General features: G+C 60.9%; 14 protein-coding genes, 1 tRNA gene and 1 pseudogene. 5 read left to right on the top strand and 11 right to left on the bottom strand.

The window, feature by feature from the left end; genetic code table 11:
• Positions 1–8 precede the first annotated feature (8 nt).
• From IVB22_RS21295 to IVB22_RS21320, 6 genes are all read right to left on the bottom strand, one after another.
• The gene (locus IVB22_RS21295) at positions 9–815 is read right to left on the bottom strand and encodes an ABC transporter ATP-binding protein (protein ID WP_247519237.1); all 807 of its coding nucleotides are present in this window, start codon (positions 813–815) and stop codon (positions 9–11) included.
• 74 nt (positions 816–889) lie between these two features.
• Positions 890–2,206 (bottom strand): ABC transporter substrate-binding protein, encoded by a 1,317-nt coding sequence (locus IVB22_RS21300; RefSeq protein WP_247519238.1) that lies wholly within the window; start codon positions 2,204–2,206, stop codon positions 890–892.
• A 29-nt stretch (positions 2,207–2,235) separates the two neighbouring features.
• Complete coding sequence (locus tag IVB22_RS21305; protein ID WP_247519239.1) at positions 2,236–3,324, bottom strand: branched-chain amino acid ABC transporter permease; 1,089 nt, start codon at positions 3,322–3,324, stop codon at positions 2,236–2,238.
• Between the two features lie 21 nt (positions 3,325–3,345).
• Entirely contained in the window at positions 3,346–4,266 is a 921-nt protein-coding gene (locus tag IVB22_RS21310; protein ID WP_247519240.1) for a branched-chain amino acid ABC transporter permease, read from the bottom strand.
• A 10-nt stretch (positions 4,267–4,276) separates the two neighbouring features.
• Positions 4,277–5,086, bottom strand: coding sequence for an ABC transporter ATP-binding protein (locus IVB22_RS21315; RefSeq protein ID WP_247519241.1), 810 nt, complete (start codon positions 5,084–5,086; stop codon positions 4,277–4,279).
• Positions 5,083–7,059, bottom strand: a complete 1,977-nt coding sequence (locus tag IVB22_RS21320) for an AMP-binding protein (RefSeq protein ID WP_308200439.1) — start codon at positions 7,057–7,059, stop codon at positions 5,083–5,085. The genes IVB22_RS21315 and IVB22_RS21320 overlap by 4 nt, the downstream gene beginning before the upstream one ends.
• Positions 7,060–7,368: 309 nt before the next feature.
• Here IVB22_RS21320 and IVB22_RS21325 point away from each other — a divergent pair, with 309 nt between their 5' ends.
• The gene (locus tag IVB22_RS21325; RefSeq protein WP_256467438.1) at positions 7,369–8,058 is read left to right on the top strand and encodes a TetR/AcrR family transcriptional regulator; all 690 of its coding nucleotides are present in this window, start codon (positions 7,369–7,371) and stop codon (positions 8,056–8,058) included.
• Positions 8,059–8,106: 48 nt separating this feature from the next.
• On the opposite strand, the pseudogene IVB22_RS21330 reads toward IVB22_RS21325, so the two are convergent.
• From IVB22_RS21330 to mnmA, 5 genes and pseudogenes are all read right to left on the bottom strand, one after another.
• Positions 8,107–8,290: pseudogene (locus IVB22_RS21330) on the bottom strand (DNA-binding protein); the annotation flags it as partial.
• Between the two features lie 417 nt (positions 8,291–8,707).
• Positions 8,708–8,784: transfer RNA gene (locus tag IVB22_RS21335), tRNA-Met, on the bottom strand.
• 114 nt (positions 8,785–8,898) lie between these two features.
• On the bottom strand, positions 8,899–9,210 hold the full coding sequence (locus IVB22_RS21340; protein WP_374207593.1) for a hypothetical protein: 312 nt from the start codon (positions 9,208–9,210) through the stop codon (positions 8,899–8,901).
• Positions 9,211–9,353: 143 nt separating this feature from the next.
• Positions 9,354–9,992: a class I SAM-dependent methyltransferase gene (locus tag IVB22_RS21345; RefSeq protein WP_247519244.1), complete on the bottom strand. Its 639-nt coding sequence runs from the start codon at positions 9,990–9,992 to the stop codon at positions 9,354–9,356.
• A 21-nt stretch (positions 9,993–10,013) separates the two neighbouring features.
• Positions 10,014–11,213: a tRNA 2-thiouridine(34) synthase MnmA gene (gene mnmA, locus IVB22_RS21350; protein WP_247519245.1), complete on the bottom strand. Its 1,200-nt coding sequence runs from the start codon at positions 11,211–11,213 to the stop codon at positions 10,014–10,016.
• Positions 11,214–11,556: 343 nt separating this feature from the next.
• Between mnmA and IVB22_RS41645 the strand changes: the two genes are divergently transcribed.
• The 4 genes from IVB22_RS41645 (at position 11,557) to fliF (ending at position 16,204) form a co-directional block, all read left to right on the top strand.
• Positions 11,557–13,221, top strand: coding sequence for a flagellar hook-length control protein FliK (locus IVB22_RS41645; protein WP_247519246.1), 1,665 nt, complete (start codon positions 11,557–11,559; stop codon positions 13,219–13,221).
• An 11-nt stretch (positions 13,222–13,232) separates the two neighbouring features.
• The gene (locus IVB22_RS21360) at positions 13,233–13,928 is read left to right on the top strand and encodes a flagellar hook assembly protein FlgD (RefSeq protein ID WP_247519247.1); all 696 of its coding nucleotides are present in this window, start codon (positions 13,233–13,235) and stop codon (positions 13,926–13,928) included.
• Between the two features lie 208 nt (positions 13,929–14,136).
• On the top strand, positions 14,137–14,412 hold the full coding sequence (locus IVB22_RS21365; protein WP_002714638.1) for a DUF1153 domain-containing protein: 276 nt from the start codon (positions 14,137–14,139) through the stop codon (positions 14,410–14,412).
• Between the two features lie 169 nt (positions 14,413–14,581).
• Entirely contained in the window at positions 14,582–16,204 is a 1,623-nt protein-coding gene (fliF, locus tag IVB22_RS21370) for a flagellar basal-body MS-ring/collar protein FliF (RefSeq protein ID WP_247519248.1), read from the top strand.

Below are 16,204 nucleotides of genomic sequence, written 5' to 3' on the forward strand. Positions count from 1 at the left end.
ATTGGCTCTCACGACAGCCAGCGCTTGCGACGCCGGTAACTTTTGACATCGCGAAAAGACTTCTGCGCTCCTTCGGAGATACCGAGATAAAATTCCTTCACGTCCTCGTTGTTGCGCAACGATTCCGCATCGCCGTCCATTACGATGCGGCCAGTTTCTATGATGTAACCGTAGGTCGCGTATCGGAGGGCGACGTTGGTATTCTGCTCAGCAACGAGGAATGAGACCTTTTCCTTGATGTTCAGATCGCGGACGATGTTGAATATTTCTTCGACGACCTGGGGCGCAAGTCCCATGGACGGCTCATCCAGCAGGATCATCGACGGGCTCGACATCAGTGCGCGGCCGATGGCGCACATCTGCTGCTCGCCGCCCGATGTGTAGCCCGCCGTCGATCGCCGGCGCTCTCTGAGCCGGGGAAAATATTCGTAGACTCGCTCCAGGTCACCCTTCACCGCCGTCGATCCGTCCCGCCGCGTGTAGGCGCCGGACAGGAGGTTTTCCTCAATCGTGAGATGGGCAAAGCATCGGCGCCCTTCCATCACTTGGATGCAGCCGAGCCGCACCAGTTCGTTGGGCGTCAGGCCGTCCACGCGGCGGTCGCGCAGCCGGATCTCACCCTTGGTCACTTCCCCGCGCTCGGCCTGCAACAGGTTCGAAATGGACTTCAACAATGTGGTCTTGCCGGCGCCGTTGGCGCCAAGAATCGCAACGACGCCGCCTTCGAACACCTCGATGGAAACGCCCTTCAAGACGAGGATGACATGGTCGTAGACGACCTCGATGTTCTTCACCGATAGAATGGACTTCTGCATCGAAGCGAACCCCTATATCTCGAGAAGGAATCCGCGCGAACGCGGATTCCTTGGCGTGTATCTTTGGATCCGGATCACTGCGCCTTCGTACAGTCGAAAGCCGGAATGCTCTTATCGGCACCGTATTTCTGCGCGGCGGCCTTCACCATAGGCGCAAGCAGACTCTCGTCGGCCTGAATCCAGTCCGACACCACCTTCCAGGTCTTGCCGTCCCACTGCTGAACTCGACTGAGGCCGGCGCCTTGATGATCCGCGCAACTGATCTGGAACGGACGGATCATCCCCTCGATTCCGAGCGCTGCGATCCGGCTCTCGTCCAGTTTGAGGTTTTCGATGCCCCAGCGCACCTCCTCGCCCGTCAGCGGACGTTTGCCGAACTTCGCTTGCGCAGTGCGGATCGCTTCGACCCCCAGCATGGCGTTCAGGAGACCACGATTGTAGAGGACCTGCCCGATCTCCTCGGGCTTCGAGCGACTGACGCCCGCCGTCACCACATACTTTTCGACGTCAGCGTGCACCTTCCCCCGGCCCGCGCCGTGCTGGAGCATCACCGCTTTGTAGCCGATGCCCTGCTCTCCGGCGGGGGCAACGTCCGGCTCCGCTCCGGCCCACCAATTGCCGATGATACGATCGCGAGGAAAGTTAACGGCCGCCGCTTCCTGCATCGCCGTTGGATCCATCACGCCGTAGCCCCAAAGGATCACGAAGTCGGGCTTCGATTGCCGAATCTGCAGCCACTGAGACTTCTGCTCAAGGCCGGGCGCGGTCACGGGCATGGGCGTCAGGCTGAAGCCGTATTTGGCCGCCTTGGCTTCGAGCACCGGGAGAGGCTCCTTGCCATACGGGGAGTCGAGATAGAGATGAACGATTTTCTTGCCCCGCAGAGCCTCGACCCCGCCCACTTGGCTCGCGATGTACTGGACGATGACATCGGCGGCCGTCCAGTAGGTTCCGAGAAGCGGAAAGCTCCACCTGAAGACGCTGCCGTCCCGGGATTCAGATCGCCCGTAACCGAAGGTAATGAGAGGAATCTTGTCGGCAGGGGCCTTTTCGGTAAGGGCGAAAGTGATGCCCGTCGAGAGCGGATTGAAGAACGACGCCCCCGTCGGCCCCTTACCCTTCAGGCGTTCATAGCATTCGACGCCGCGGTCGGTAGCATAGCCGGTCTCGCATTCTTCAAAGGCGAGCTTGATACCGTTCACCCCGCCATCCCGACGATTGACCAGTTCAAGATAGTCGACGAATCCGTTGGCATAAGGAATGCCGTTGGGCGCGTAGGGACCGGTGCGGTAAGACAGGATCGGAATGAACTGATCGCCATCCGCGCGTGCCGGCGAGTCGACCGAGAAGGCGAGTGCCGCCGCTAAGCCCACTAGATATAGTTTTTTCATTTATCATTCCTCCCTATTTGAATCCCGCATCAGTACGGGAATGGCCAAATCTTCAGTTTTTCTTTGAGGATCACCCACAAGCGGGCGAGCCCATGGGGTTCGACTACGAGAAAGAAGACAATCAATGCGCCGAACAGGAACATGGTCATGTTGGAGACCGTGTCCGTGGACAGCGGCATCCCCAATGCGCCTGGCACGATATCCAGCATGATAGGCAGCAGCAGAACGAAAGCCGCACCGAGAAAGCACCCAAGGATCGACCCAAGGCCGCCGACGATGACCATGAACAGAATCTGGAGCGACCGGTCGATAGAGAAGGTACTTGGCTCCCACGACCCGAGATTAACGAAAGCCCAAAGCGCGCCGGCCACACCGATGATAAAGGACGAAACCGCGAAGGCGGTCAGCTTGGCTCGCACCGGCCTGATGCCGATGATCTCGGCGGCAAGGTCCATGTCGCGAACGGCCATCCACTGACGGCCGATGTCCGAGCGAACGAGGTTCTTCGCCAAAGCGGCCAGCACCACTATTATGGACAGCACGAGCAGATAGCGTTCGACGGCGCTGTCAGCATGCCAGCCGAATACGTTGAGCTTCGGCGCGCTCACCGAGCCCGAGGGCGAATCTTGCGTGAACCATCGGACGCGCAGGAATAGCCAATCGAAAAAAAACTGGGCGGCTAATGTCGCAACCGCCAGATAAAGACCCTTGATGCGAAGGGAGGGCACGCCAAAGCACACACCGACCGCCGCGGCAACGCCCCCACCCAGAAGGATAGCGATTAGGACCGGAAGCTCCGGGATGCGGCTAGCAAAATTGAAGGCCGCATAGGCGCCCACCGCCATGAATGCGCCCGCACCAAGAGAGATCTGGCCACAGTAACCGACGAGTATATTGAGCCCCAATGCCGCCAGGCTGAGGATCAGGAACGGAGTGAGAATGGCCTTGAAGATGTAGTCGGCATGGAACGGAGGAATGCCGGCCAACGCAAGCGCGGGAATCCCAACGAAGGCGAGCAGCATCAGGATGGCGAACAAAGTCCGATCCTGCGCCAGCGGAAAGATCACCATATCCGCCGCGTAGGTCGTCTTTAACTGGCCTTCATCGCTGTAGATCATGTCAAATATTCTTTCGCAGGCTCAGATGCGCTCGATGATCCGCTCGCCGAACAAGCCCTGTGGCCGAACGAGCAACACGAAGAGAGCAAGGACGTAGGCGAACCATTGCTCGATGCCGCCGCCGAGACTCGGGCCGAGGTAGACTTCGGCGAACTTTTCCCCCATCCCGACAAGCAGACCCGCAACGATTGCTCCGGGAATCGATGTCAATCCGCCGACGATCAGTACAGGCAGGGCTTTTAAGGCGACGAAGGTGAGCGCGAACTGGACACCGATCTTCGAGCCCCAGACGATGGCGGCGACGAGGGCCACTCCGCCGGCAATGCTCCAGACGATGAACCAGATCCAATTGAGCGGAATGCCCACCGATTGAGCCGCCGTGTGATCATCCGCGACGGCTCGCAACGCACGCCCCGTGCGCGTGTTCTGGAAGAACAAAGACAGTGCGACGACAAGGAGGGCAGCGATAACCGCGGTCCACAGATCGAGAGCATTGACGAGGATGCCACCGTCGAACTGGGATTCCAGAATGAACATGCTGGTCTTCGGCAATCCGACGTCGATGCGGCGGATGTTGTTCCCGAAGATCTGCTGGGCCAAACCTTCGACCATGAAGGCGACGCCGATGGTCGCCATGAACAGCGTCAGCCCGTTCTGGTTAACCAATGGTCGGAGCACGAAGCGCTCGATCGCCCAAGCGGTCAGAAGCATCATGCCGGTAGCGAGGAGCAAGGAGGTTGCGAGCGCCAGCGCGAATGGCATGTGCGCCGAGGTTTTCTCCATCGCGGCGGCGAATCCCAATCCCGCGGCGAACACCATGGCGCCCTGCGCGAAATTGAGGATGCCCGACGCCTTAAAGATGAGGACGAAGCCAAGCGCAACGAGGGCATAGAGCACCCCGCCAAGCAGTCCGCCTATGAGAACTTCGAGAAAGAATCCCATGATACCCTCCTCAATGGGGTACGCCGAGATAGGCCGCGATGACCTTCTCGTTGCGTTTCACTTCGGCGGGGGTTCCGTCGGCTATCTTGCGCCCATATTCGAGGACGACAACGCGGTCGGACAGGTCCATGACGACCCCCATATCGTGCTCGATCAGCGCGATGGTGGTGCCCAGCCGCCGATTGGCGTCGAGAATGAAGCGGCACATGTCTTCCTTCTCTTCAGTATTCATGCCGGCCATGGGCTCGTCGAGGAGAAGCAGGTCCGGCTCCATCGCGAGCGCTCGACCGAGCTCGACTCTTTTTTGAAGGCCGTAGGAAAGCTTCCCGACAGGGATCTTGCGGATCGATTCGATCTCCAGAAAATCGATGATGCGCTCGACCGCGATGCGGTTTTCGATCTGCTCTGCGAGGGCGGGACCGAACCATATGGCCTGCCAGAGCAGGCCACGGCGGACCTTCAGGCTACGCCCCGTCAGGATATTGTCGAGGGTCGACATTCCCTTGAACAGAGCCACGTTCTGGAACGTCCGGGCGATGCCTTGGGCAGCGGCCACATGCGGACGCATCCGTTCGCGCTTATTACCCTTGTAAGTGATGGAGCCCGCCTGCGGGTGATAGAAGCCATTGATGCAATTGAGCATCGAGGTCTTTCCGGCACCGTTCGGTCCGATGATCGCCCGGATTTCTCCCTTGCGGATGTCGAACGACACGTCGGTGATCGCCTTTACGCCGCCGAAGGCGAGCGAGATGTTGTCGACGCTAAGAAGCGGAGCTGATGTGGAGGATGCGATATCTCTCCGGGGGATGGGAGCGTTCATGCGGCGTGCTCGAATACCCGCGACGCAGCTACGCCGAAGGTTTCGGCATTCTGGATCTGCATGCGGCCCTTGAGCACGCCCTGGCGCCCATCCTCGAAAGTAACTGCGACCGACATGTCGATTTCCCGCGATCCGTCGTAGAGGGCGCAGATGACGGGGGCGTATCGATCCACGATGATGTTTCGCCTCACTTTGTGGGTGCGCGTGAGCTCGCCGTCGTCGGCATCGAGTTCCTTGAACAGGATTACGAAACGACGGATCTGCGCATGCCCCACGTTGGGCTCATTGGCGATCTGGCGGTTTACGGTCGCTACGTGCCCGGCAATGAGTTCTATGACCCGCGGGTGGGCAGTCAGTTCCTGATACGAGGAATAAGAGATGTTATTCCGCTCGGCCCAACTCGACACGGCGACGAGATCGATATTGATCATCGCGGTCGCGAAGGGATGCCCATTTCCGAAGCACACGACTTCTTTGACATGCGAGAAGAACTTTAGCTTGTTCTCAATATATTTGGGTGGAAACAACTTGCCGTCGGCGAGCGCGCCCACGTCCTTGATGCGGTCGAGGATCTTGAGTTGCTCGCTGGAATCGAAGAAGCCCGCGTCGCCTGAGCGCACCCAGCCGTCATCGATGATTGCACTGGCCGTCGAGCGCTCGTCCTTGAAATATCCGACGAACACGCCTGCCCCGCGATACAGGACTTCGCCGTCATCCGCGATACGGATTTGCATGTGCGGGGCCGCACGACCGACCGTGTCCGAGTGCACTTCGCCATCGGACTGCAATGCGATGTACACGCAGGCTTCAGTCTGACCATACAATTGCTTGAGGTTGAGCCCCAGCGAGCGATAGAAGCGGAAGATCTCGGGGCCGATCGCCTCTCCGGCCGTGTAGCCAGCTCGCAGCCGCGACAGGCCCATCTGGCTCTTGAGAGGACCGTAGATGAAGAACGATCCAAGCCGGTATAGCAATCGGTCAACAACGCCGACGGGCTTGCCATCCAATATCGGCTCTCCGACCTTGTGGGCATGCGCCATGAATACGCGGAAGAGCCAGCGTTTGAACCATCCGGCATCGTCCATACGCACCATCACGTGAGTGAGGAAATCCTCGAACACGCGTGGCGGCGAGAAGAAGTAGGTGGGTGAAATCTCGCGTCGGTTCTCGAGTATGGTCTCCCGGTTTTCGGGAATGTTGACGCAGAAGCCAGCGAGATGAGACTGAGCATATGAAAAGATGTGATCCCCCGCCCATGCCATGGGCAAATAGGCGATGACATTATCTGTCTCGGTGATGCGGTCGAACGCGTTTCCGTGCTCTGCCGAAACGAGGACGTTGCGAAACGAGAGCATGACCCCCTTGGGCCGTCCTGTCGTTCCGGACGTGTAGAGGATGACAGCGAGCGCGTCGTCCGTTCCGGCCTCCACGCCGGCCAACCACTGCTCAATGGTACCCGGCGCATCGACCGCCGTTCGTCCAGTGGACTGGAGCACGTCGAAGGCGAGCACGTGATCCAGATGATAATCTTCGAGCCCGCGGGGATCGTCATAAATAATATGCGTCAGTCTCGGTAGCCGACCTTGCATGGACAGAACCTTGTCCACCTGCTCCTGATCCTCACAAATGATGATCCGCGCTTCTGCATGGTCAAGGACGTAAGCGATCTCTTCGGCGACCGAGTCCTGATACAGTGGCACCGGCACACATCCGATGCTCTGGGCGGCTGCCATGGCCCAATAGAGGCGCGGCCTGTTTGCGCCGAGGATGGCAATCTTGTCGCCCTTGGCAGCCCCCATCAGCGCAAGACCGATGGCCAGCGAGCGCACTTCGACCAGAACCTCTTTCCAGGCCCACTCCCGCCAAATCCCAAACTGCTTCTCGCGCATGGCCGGACGATCGGCAAAGCGAACCGCGTTGCGAAGAAGCAGCTTCGGCACGGTATCGACCGATGGCGAATTTAGAATCGTCACTCTCCCCCCTCATCGCTTGCTTTACGCGGCTTAGCGCGTGCATTTGCTCGTAATGAGTTTTTATGTTTCATCATAACTAGAATTATAATTCTATTTTGTCAACACTCATCTAACTGACGCAGCTTCTCGGAAAAATATCATTCAAATAACTGATATATATCGGATTAATCTGCACGAACTCCGCGCATTCGGCTAAAAAGGGGCTCGCTTCTTGCACGATTGCAGAATTGAAGTTGTGCAAGGACCGAAAGAAAGATTATACCTCGCAAGGAATACCTCGTGGAATCAGGGATTTGAACGGACCGCCAAATGCCACGCGCTTCCCAATCTCGCAGGACCAATCGTTCCCGACCTGATGCCGCCCCAGAGAAGCGATCTCTGATTTTGCGGGCCGCCCGAACGCTTGTTACAGATGTGGGATTTCGCGACGCGCAAATGGCTGCGGTGGCCGATGCGGCGGGAGTGGCGCTCGGAACTCTCTACCGCTATTTCCCTTCAAAGGCGGAATTGATGGTCGACGTTGTTGGGCTCGTCGCCCAGCGCGAAGTCGACGTGGCAGCTGGCATTGCTATGGGAGAGGGAAGTGCGACGGAACGCCTCTCTGAGGCGGCCTGGGCATTTGCAAGTCGCGCACTGCGGGGACGCAAGCTGGCACATGCACTTGTCGCTGAACCCGTTGAGCCGGAGATCGAAGCCGCCAGGTTGAAATACCGTCGTCAGTTAGCGCGAGTTTTCGAAACCATAATCGAGCAAGGCATTCGCGACCGAGAAATGCCGCGTCAGGACGTTCAGGCGTCTGCCGCTTGCATCGTCGGATCGCTCTTCGAGGGTCTGGTGGGCCCGCTGGCGTCCGATGCGTTGTCCAGTGATGACGACCGATACAATCAAGCGATCGCAATCGTCGGCTTCTGTATGAGAGGTGTGTGCGGACGAGATGAGTCTTTTGCGCCGAAAAATGGCAGCTCGCATAATATTCGAGAAGAGGATGACAACTCCTGAGACCGTGGGCGTTTCAGGGTGAGCTTGGCCCAAATTTTCGCGAAACAATCAGGAAGCCGGGCGCCATTCCTCAAGGGTAACCCGAGAGGTCATGCAGATGGGATTCAGGCCTGCGACGAAGGGGCGGCCAGACACGTTGCCTTCGATATCGGCGACGACGTCAGTTAATGCCGCCCTCACCGATCCATCACCCCGCGCCCACTTCGCCGGCGCGACTGACGATCTCGACCGCCGAAGATGTCTATTCACGGCACGCTTGGGATCTATGGTGCCGACGCGCTTCCCGCAGAAAGAAATCTACCAACAACCTGCTGTAACGGGGTATCTGACGACAAGGTAGACAGCCATCGAACCGTGATGCCTGCAGTCGTGATTCGATCCGTCGGGGCTATCTGTTCGAGCGCTTCAAGAATGCTGCAATACAATTTTTATGCTCGACGGAGAAGAAACACTCCTTCTCCATGGCCAGCGACGTGTCGAGATTCAAATTTACTGTCTTACGCGCGCGTCGGACGGATTGCATCGCGGCCGGTGAGAGGCCGCAACCGACGAGCGCAGGGAAACTTATCCGGGTGGAAAATTTTCTCATTTCGACGACGTCAGGCGTAGGCTTCGTCCTCGTTAAGCTTCTGAAATTACGGGAAAATCTTGGTAGCGAGAGAGGGACTCGAACCCCCGACCCCAGGATTATGATTCCCGTGCTCTAACCAGCTGAGCTACCTCGCCACGGTTCGCCATCGCGGCACACTATACCGCATTCGCGAACGCGCGGCATATAAGGAGTGGGTTAAGGGCCTGTCAAGCAAAGCCAGCGGTTCGGCCAAGCATCTGCAAATAGCGCTATTTCGGCCGGATTGTCGGGTCGCCACCGGGGCTGCCGGGGGGCGGAATCACAGGCGTCTTGCCCGCGTCCGGCGCAGGCGCGTGCATTTCGGGATCGACGCCGGGCGGCGGACACAATACGCCGTCCGAGCGCGCCAGTTTGTCGCCGAGCGGCTCGGCCCGTTGGCCGGTGGTCGTTCCTTCCGGAACCGAGGTGCCGGAGTGCGGCGCGGGCTGCATCGGCGCGCAATTGGCGGTGCGCTCAGGCGATGGCGGCGCTGTCCGGGCCGGGGGCGTTGTCGGGCTCGGCGGGGCTTGTGCGGCCGCCATGCTCGCAGTCGCCGCCCACATACATGAGATCAGAAGGGCGCGTTTCATTGCCATATAAGGGAAACGGCCTGTGCTCGCAGAGGTTCCGCAGTCAAACTGTCGCTTTTTTTGACGCGTTTTCTTGAGCGAAAAGGCTATGCGCTTCACGATTTCCGAAAACGGATCAGCGAAAAATGTCCCATCGGCGGCATCGGGCGCCGCTCGGTCAGGGTGACGCCGCCATGCTTGGCTGCCCAGTTGGTCAGACGTTCCCATGGGAATTCCGGTCGCCAGCCGAGCCGCCGCGCCAATGGCGCGAACGCCAGCTCGAACATGCGGCGCGGGCCGCTTTCGGCACCGATGTGATTGACCAGAATGAGCTCGCCGCCGGGTTTCAACACGCGGATGAAATCATCCAGTGTGCGTTCCGGATCCGGCACCGCCGTGATGACATATTGCGCCACCACCGCATCGAAATATGAGTCCTTGAACGCGAGATTCTTGGCGTCCATCACCGCAAGCGTTTCGACATTGGTCAGGCCGAACTCGCGCACGCGCTTCCGCGCACGCCGCAGCATCGGTTCGGAAATGTCGACGCCGCATAATTTCGTGTTGCGCGAATATTCAGACAGCGACAGCCCGGTACCGACGCCAACATCGAGAACGCGCCCGCCGATCTTGTCGGCTTCCGCAATGGTCGACCGGCGGCCCTCGTCGAACACCTTGCCGAACACGAGATCGTAGACCGGCGCCCAGCGCCCATAAGCCTTTTCGACCCCCTCGCGGTCGATATCCCCAGCCATTCCCAATGCCCCGATTTTTTCTTAGCTGCGCATCACCTCGGCGAGCGGCGCGGTCGCTTGCTGCGACCCTGCCCTCGCCGCCGCATGGCGTGCGGTCGCGCTCTTGATGAATCCGCCGCCGAGCACGCGCGCCTGTCCCGCAGGCGCGTCGTAGAACACGCAGGCCTGGCCGGGTGAAACGCCCTCTTCGCCGGCAACAAGTTCGACCTCATAACCGCCGTCGACCGCGCGCAACCAGGCCGGCTGCGGCGCGCGGGTCGAGCGCACGCGCACGAACATCTCGATGCCGTCGCCGATGACGCGATCCAGCAGCCCGTCGCCGATCCAGTTGACGTCACGCAACAGAATGCGATCCATCCGCAATGCCTCGCGCGGCCCCACCACGACGCGGCGGCTGGCCGCATCGAGCTTGACGACATAGAGCGGCGCGCCGGCGGCGATGCCGAGCCCCTTGCGCTGGCCGACGGTGAAATGAACGATGCCCTGATGCCGGCCAATGGTACGGCCTTCGAGATCGACGATGTCGCCGGGCTCGATCGCGCCGGGCTTCAGGCGACCGATGATGTCGGTGTAGCGCCCGGTCGGCACGAAGCAGATGTCCTGGCTGTCCTGCTTGTCGGCGACTTCGAGGCCGAAGCGCCGTGCCAGTTCGCGCGCCTGGGGCTTGGTCATGTCGCCGAGCGGAAAGCGCAGATAATCGAGCTGCTCGCGCGTGGTCGCGAACAGGAAATAGCTCTGGTCGCGATCGGCATCGGCAGCGCACACCAGCGCACGCGATCCATCGCCGAGGCGGCGCGAGGCGACATAGTGTCCGGTCGCGAGCGCACTCGCGCCGAGTTCGCGCGCAGTCGCCAAGAGGTCGCGAAACTTGACCGAGCGGTTGCACTCGATGCAGGGCACCGGCGTTTCGCCGAGCGCGTAGCTGTCGGCAAAATTGTCGATCACGGATTCGCGGAAGCGGCTTTCATAGTCGAGCACGTAATGCGGAATGCCGATCCGCTCGGCGACGTTGCGGGCGTCGTGGATGTCGCGGCCGGCGCAGCAGGCGCCCTTGCGATGAGTGGCCGCGCCATGATCGTAAAGCTGCAGCGTGATCCCGACCACGTCATAGCCCTCGGACTTCAGCAAGGCAGCCGTCACCGACGAGTCGACGCCGCCAGACATGGCGACCACGATCCGTGTGTCCTGCGGACGGCCCTCGAGATCCAGACTGCTTCGCATGCCAGAGGTCATCGACTTCAATCGCGAACGCGCCGAGCGGCTCGCGGTCAGGGTTAAAAAGCCTTTTATTATAAGGCCTTAGGTCATCATTCGGTCATACCGGACCGGATCGGACACCGCTCTTTAATATAGGCCGTATTCCCGCGAGGCAATCAGCCGATCGCCATTTTGGAGCGTGTCCAGGACGGCAAATCTTGCCGCCGGGCAGAAAAGGGGTTGCGATCATGCTCCGAAATTTGGTCGACATTCCCGTAAGTATTTGAAATAACTTGATATTTTTTGCCATACCGAGTGGCCCGGTCCTTGCTGAATGGTAGCCGAGAGTTCAGCGCGAGGGTTACCCGTGGTTAGTGTCACGTCAGAAGTGTCGGCAAACGCATCTTTCCAGAACGCGGCGGCAAGGTCCGCCCGGCCGGATTCCGAGCCATCCGCCGGAAACGATAGCTTCGCCGCGCTGGTCGCCAGCAACAACGACAATCGCACCCAGGACAACGCGCCCGCCCCGCGCCGCTCCGACGATACGCAAGCCGCGCCCGACAACCGCTCGCGCGACAATGCTGCCGCATCGGACAAGGCCGCGCGCAACGATTCGAATGATCGCAACGCCGCGGCCAAAGCACAAAGCGACAAGGCACGCGACGACAACAAGGTCGACGCCAAGGCCGATACCGACAAGGCCGCGACGGCCCGCCGCGCCAAATCGAAGTCCGACGCGCCGAAGGCCGATGGGGCGAAGTCCGACGAGACGACGCAGGCATCTTCCAGCGACGCTTCCCCGGTAACGGATCAGGCCGAGACAACGCAGGATGGAACGGCCGTGGTGACGGCCGACGCCATTGCTGTTGCCATCCCGACTGCCGCAACGCCAGCGGCGACAGCTTCCGCGACATCCGCAACCGACAAGGCGACCGCACCGCTTGCCATCGCAGCGGCAGCGATCGCGGCCTCCGCTTCGCTCGCCGCCGAGACCGCGCCGGCGGCTCCCGCCGCTGAAGCCACCGAGGCCGCCGCCGCCGTAACCCAGCCCGCAACAGCGAACGCCGCACAAGCCGACGGCGGCGCCAAGACCAGCGCGCAAGGCGCGGTCGGCCAGGCCGTCAGCGCCCAGGCCACATCCGCCGACCCATCCATCGCAGCCGGTATTGCCCAGGCCGCTTCAGTAGTCGCGGCGACGCCCGCCGCCACCAAAGCCGGCGCGCAACTCAAGAACCCCGATCTCGCCAGGAAGGGCGCCACGACGGCAGTCGAGCAGGCCGGCACCACCGACACCGCCGCGCCCGCTACACCTGCCGCTGATACCATCGTGCCCGCCGTCACGGCGCCGACCGAAGCAGCGGGCAAGCCGAAGTCCGAGAATGGCGTCGCCGACGCCGTGAAGGCCGACGCGTCAGGGAATTCCATCGCGCCGCCGGCCGCTAATGCGCAAGCCCACGCACATCTTGCCACCTCAGATATCGGCCAAACGCCCGTCAATTCCTCCGGCAACGGCCTGCAGGCTGCCGGCGCGATCCAGACGCAGCAACCGGCTTCCACCACGACGCCGGCAACTGCTGCCCAGTTCACCGCCACGGCTGCCGCAAGCGCGCCGGTACCGGTGAGCGGACTTGCGATGGAAATCGCAGCTTCAGCCAGGAGCGGCAAGACCCGCTTCGAAATCCGGCTCGATCCCGCCGAACTCGGCCGCATCGATGTCCGCATCGATATCGATCGCCACGGCCAGATGACCTCGCATCTGACGGTCGAGCGGCCGGAAACGCTGTCGATGCTTCGCCAGGACGCCAACCAGTTGCAGCGCGCACTCGACAACGCCGGACTCTCGACCGGCAATGGCGGCCTGCAGTTCAGCCTGCGCGACCAATCCTCGCAGGGCCAGAACGACGGCAACCAGTCAAATCCCAACGCGCATCGCCTCGTCGTCAGCGAGGAAGACAGCGTGCCGGCCATCGTCGCCGGCCGCAACTATGGCCGCATGCTCGGTGCGAGCGGCGGCGTCGACATCAGGGTTTAAGGGAGAGCGCCATGGCAGTTAATGCAACCATGCCGACGACGGTCGTCTCGGCGCCCGGCACCGGCACCGCTACGAGCAACAACACCGCTTCGGAGAAGACAACGGGAATCGCGGATAATTTCCAGACCTTCCTGACGCTGCTGACCACGCAGCTCCAGCACCAGAATCCGATGGATCCGCTCGACACCAACCAGTTCACCCAGCAGCTCGTGCAGTTTGCCGGCATCGAGCAACAGCTCAAGTCGAACGAGCAGTTGAAGTCGCTAGTGGAGATCGAAAAGAGCGCGCAGGCGACGAACGCGCTGATCTATGTCGGCAATACCGTTTCCGTCGACGGCAGCAAGGCTGCGTTCGACAAATCGGCGACCTGGAATTTCCAGTCCGAGAAAGAGACCAGCGCGACGATCACGATCACCAACTCGGCGGGCCAGACGGCATATAGTGGAAACTTTGCGCTCAAGAAAGGCGGCTCCAGCTTCGTTTGGGACGGCAAGGGCAATGACGGCGTGCAATGGCCGCCCGGCAACTACACTCTGACCGCCACCGGTAAGGACAGTTCGGGCAATACCGTCGCTATCTCGACCGAAGTCCAGGGCATCGTGGATTCGGTGGACCTCACCGCATCCCCACCGCTGGTATCGATCGGCGGCCAAAGCTATACAACCGACAAGATCAAACGGGTGATGCGTTCGACCACCTCGAGCTGATCCTTCAGCCCGCCGTATTCCTTAATCCGGCCTTTACGGCCCGGTCCCCCGAGTGAACGCAACAGCGTTCCCGGAGGCCCGGGCCGCAGCCATTTCCAGGTCATTTTCAAGGAGATTCGTATTGAAGCAGTGGGCTTAGGTAAATTTTAAGCCGAGGGGCGTAGATTTTCTACCGTGAGTTCAGTGGTTGAGAGTTTGTGAGTACGCCATGACAGAACCCCATCGCCCGAGGGTAAAATACGTCATCGGGCCTGACGGCAGTCCGTTAACAATTGCTGACCTGCCCGCGCCAGGCACCAAACGTTGGGTCATCCGCCGCAAGGCCGAAGTCGTTGCGGCGGTCCGTGGTGGCCTGCTCTCCCTCGAGGAAGCCTGCAGCCGCTATACGCTGACCGTCGACGAGTTCCTGTCCTGGCAGTTTTCCATCGATCAGCATGGTCTGGCCGGCTTGCGGACCACCCGCATCCAGCAATATCGGCAGTAAACTCTCCCGAACCGAAAAATTTGATGAAAACCGGCTTCGTTTTGCGAAGCCGGTTTTTTTCATGTCGGAACTATTCGCGGCGGCTTTAAGTATTGTTAACCATATGGAAACCATCCCCTAGGCAATAATTGCCCAGTCGGTCCCTCGGGCCGAATCCTGGGGGCGGTTGGTGCAAAGTCTCGTTGCTTTCCTTAAAGGCCTGGGTGCGGCAAGGCTGATGGCCATGGTTGCGGTGACGACCGCGCTGATCGGCTTCTTCGCCTTCGTCATCATGCGCGTCACGACGCCGCAGATGACGACGCTGTTCACCGATCTCACCACCGAAGATTCCTCCAGCATCATCAAGGATCTGGAGCGCCAGGCGATTCCCTTCGAGCTGCGCAACGAAGGCGCGGTCATCATGGTGCCGAAGGACAAGGTCACGCGGCTGCGGATGAAGCTCGCCGAAGCCAATCTGCCCAAGGGCGGTGGCGTCGGCTACGAGATTTTCGACAAGTCCGACGCGCTCGGCACCACGAGCTTCGTCCAGAACATCAACCATCTGCGCGCGCTGGAGGGCGAACTCGCCCGCACCATCCGCGCCATCGACCGCATCCAGGCCGCCCGCGTCCATCTGGTGCTGCCGGAACGGCCCTTGTTCGCGCGCGAGGCGCCGGAGCCGTCGGCCTCGATCGTGGTGCGGGTGCGCGGCAGTCTCGAACCCCAGCAGATCCGCGCCATCCGCCATGTCGTCGCCTCCGCCGTCAACGGATTGAAGCCGCAGCGGGTGTCGATCGTCGACGAAGCCGGCCGGCTGCTGGCTGACGGCGCCGGCAAGGAAGCCGATATCGCCGTCGGTGAAGAGCGCCGGGCGGCGTTCGAGAAGCGCATGCGCAACGAGGTCGAGGCGATCGTCTCCTCGGTGGTCGGCCAGGGCCGCGCCCGCGTCCAGCTCACCGCCGACTTCGACTACAACAAGGTCACCCAGACCTCGGACAAGTTCGATCCCGAGGGCCGTGTGCTGCGCTCCAGCCAGAGCCGCGAGGAATCCTCGCTGACCGCCGAGAACAACGGCCAGGTGACGGTCAACAACGAACTGCCCAACAACCAGACCAACACCACCGGGCCTGCGGCCCGCGACCAGAGCAAGAAGAGCGAAGAAACCAACAATTACGAGATTTCCCGCACCACCAAGACCGAGGTCACCGAGGCCGGACGGGTCAACCGGATCTCGGTCGCGGTGCTGGTCGACGGCGCCTATACCAAGAACGAAAAAGGCGAAATGGTCTATCAGGACCGCAGCAAGGAACAGCTCGACCGCATCGCCACGCTGGTCCGCTCGGCGATCGGCTTCGACCAGAAGCGCGGCGACCAGGTCGAGGTCGTCAATCTTCGCTTTGCCGAAGCGCCGACCGTGCCCGCGGTTGTTGAGCCGACCGGCCTTCTCGGCATGCTGCAGTTCACCAAGGATGACGTCATGTACGTCATCGAACTCGGCGTCATGATGCTGCTCGGCCTCGTGGTGCTGTTCATGGTGATCCGCCCGCTGGTCAAGCGCATCCTGGCTGCCGAAGTCATTCCCGCGCAGGCCGAACCAGCGCTCGCTTTGACTGACGGCACGCAGGCCGAACTCGGCCCCGGTCAGGCCCTTATTGCCGGCACCAGCGGCGCCGCCCAATTGATCGACGTCGCCCAGGTCCAGGGCCAGGTCCACGCGCAAGCCGTGCACCGGGTCGGCGAACTGGCCGAACGCAATCCGAACGAGACCGCTTCCATCGTTCGCCAATGGCTCAGCGAACCCGTCGAGAACTGA

This window comes from Bradyrhizobium sp. 190, from assembly GCF_023073415.1.
Classification (GTDB): Bacteria; Pseudomonadota; Alphaproteobacteria; order Rhizobiales; family Xanthobacteraceae; genus Bradyrhizobium.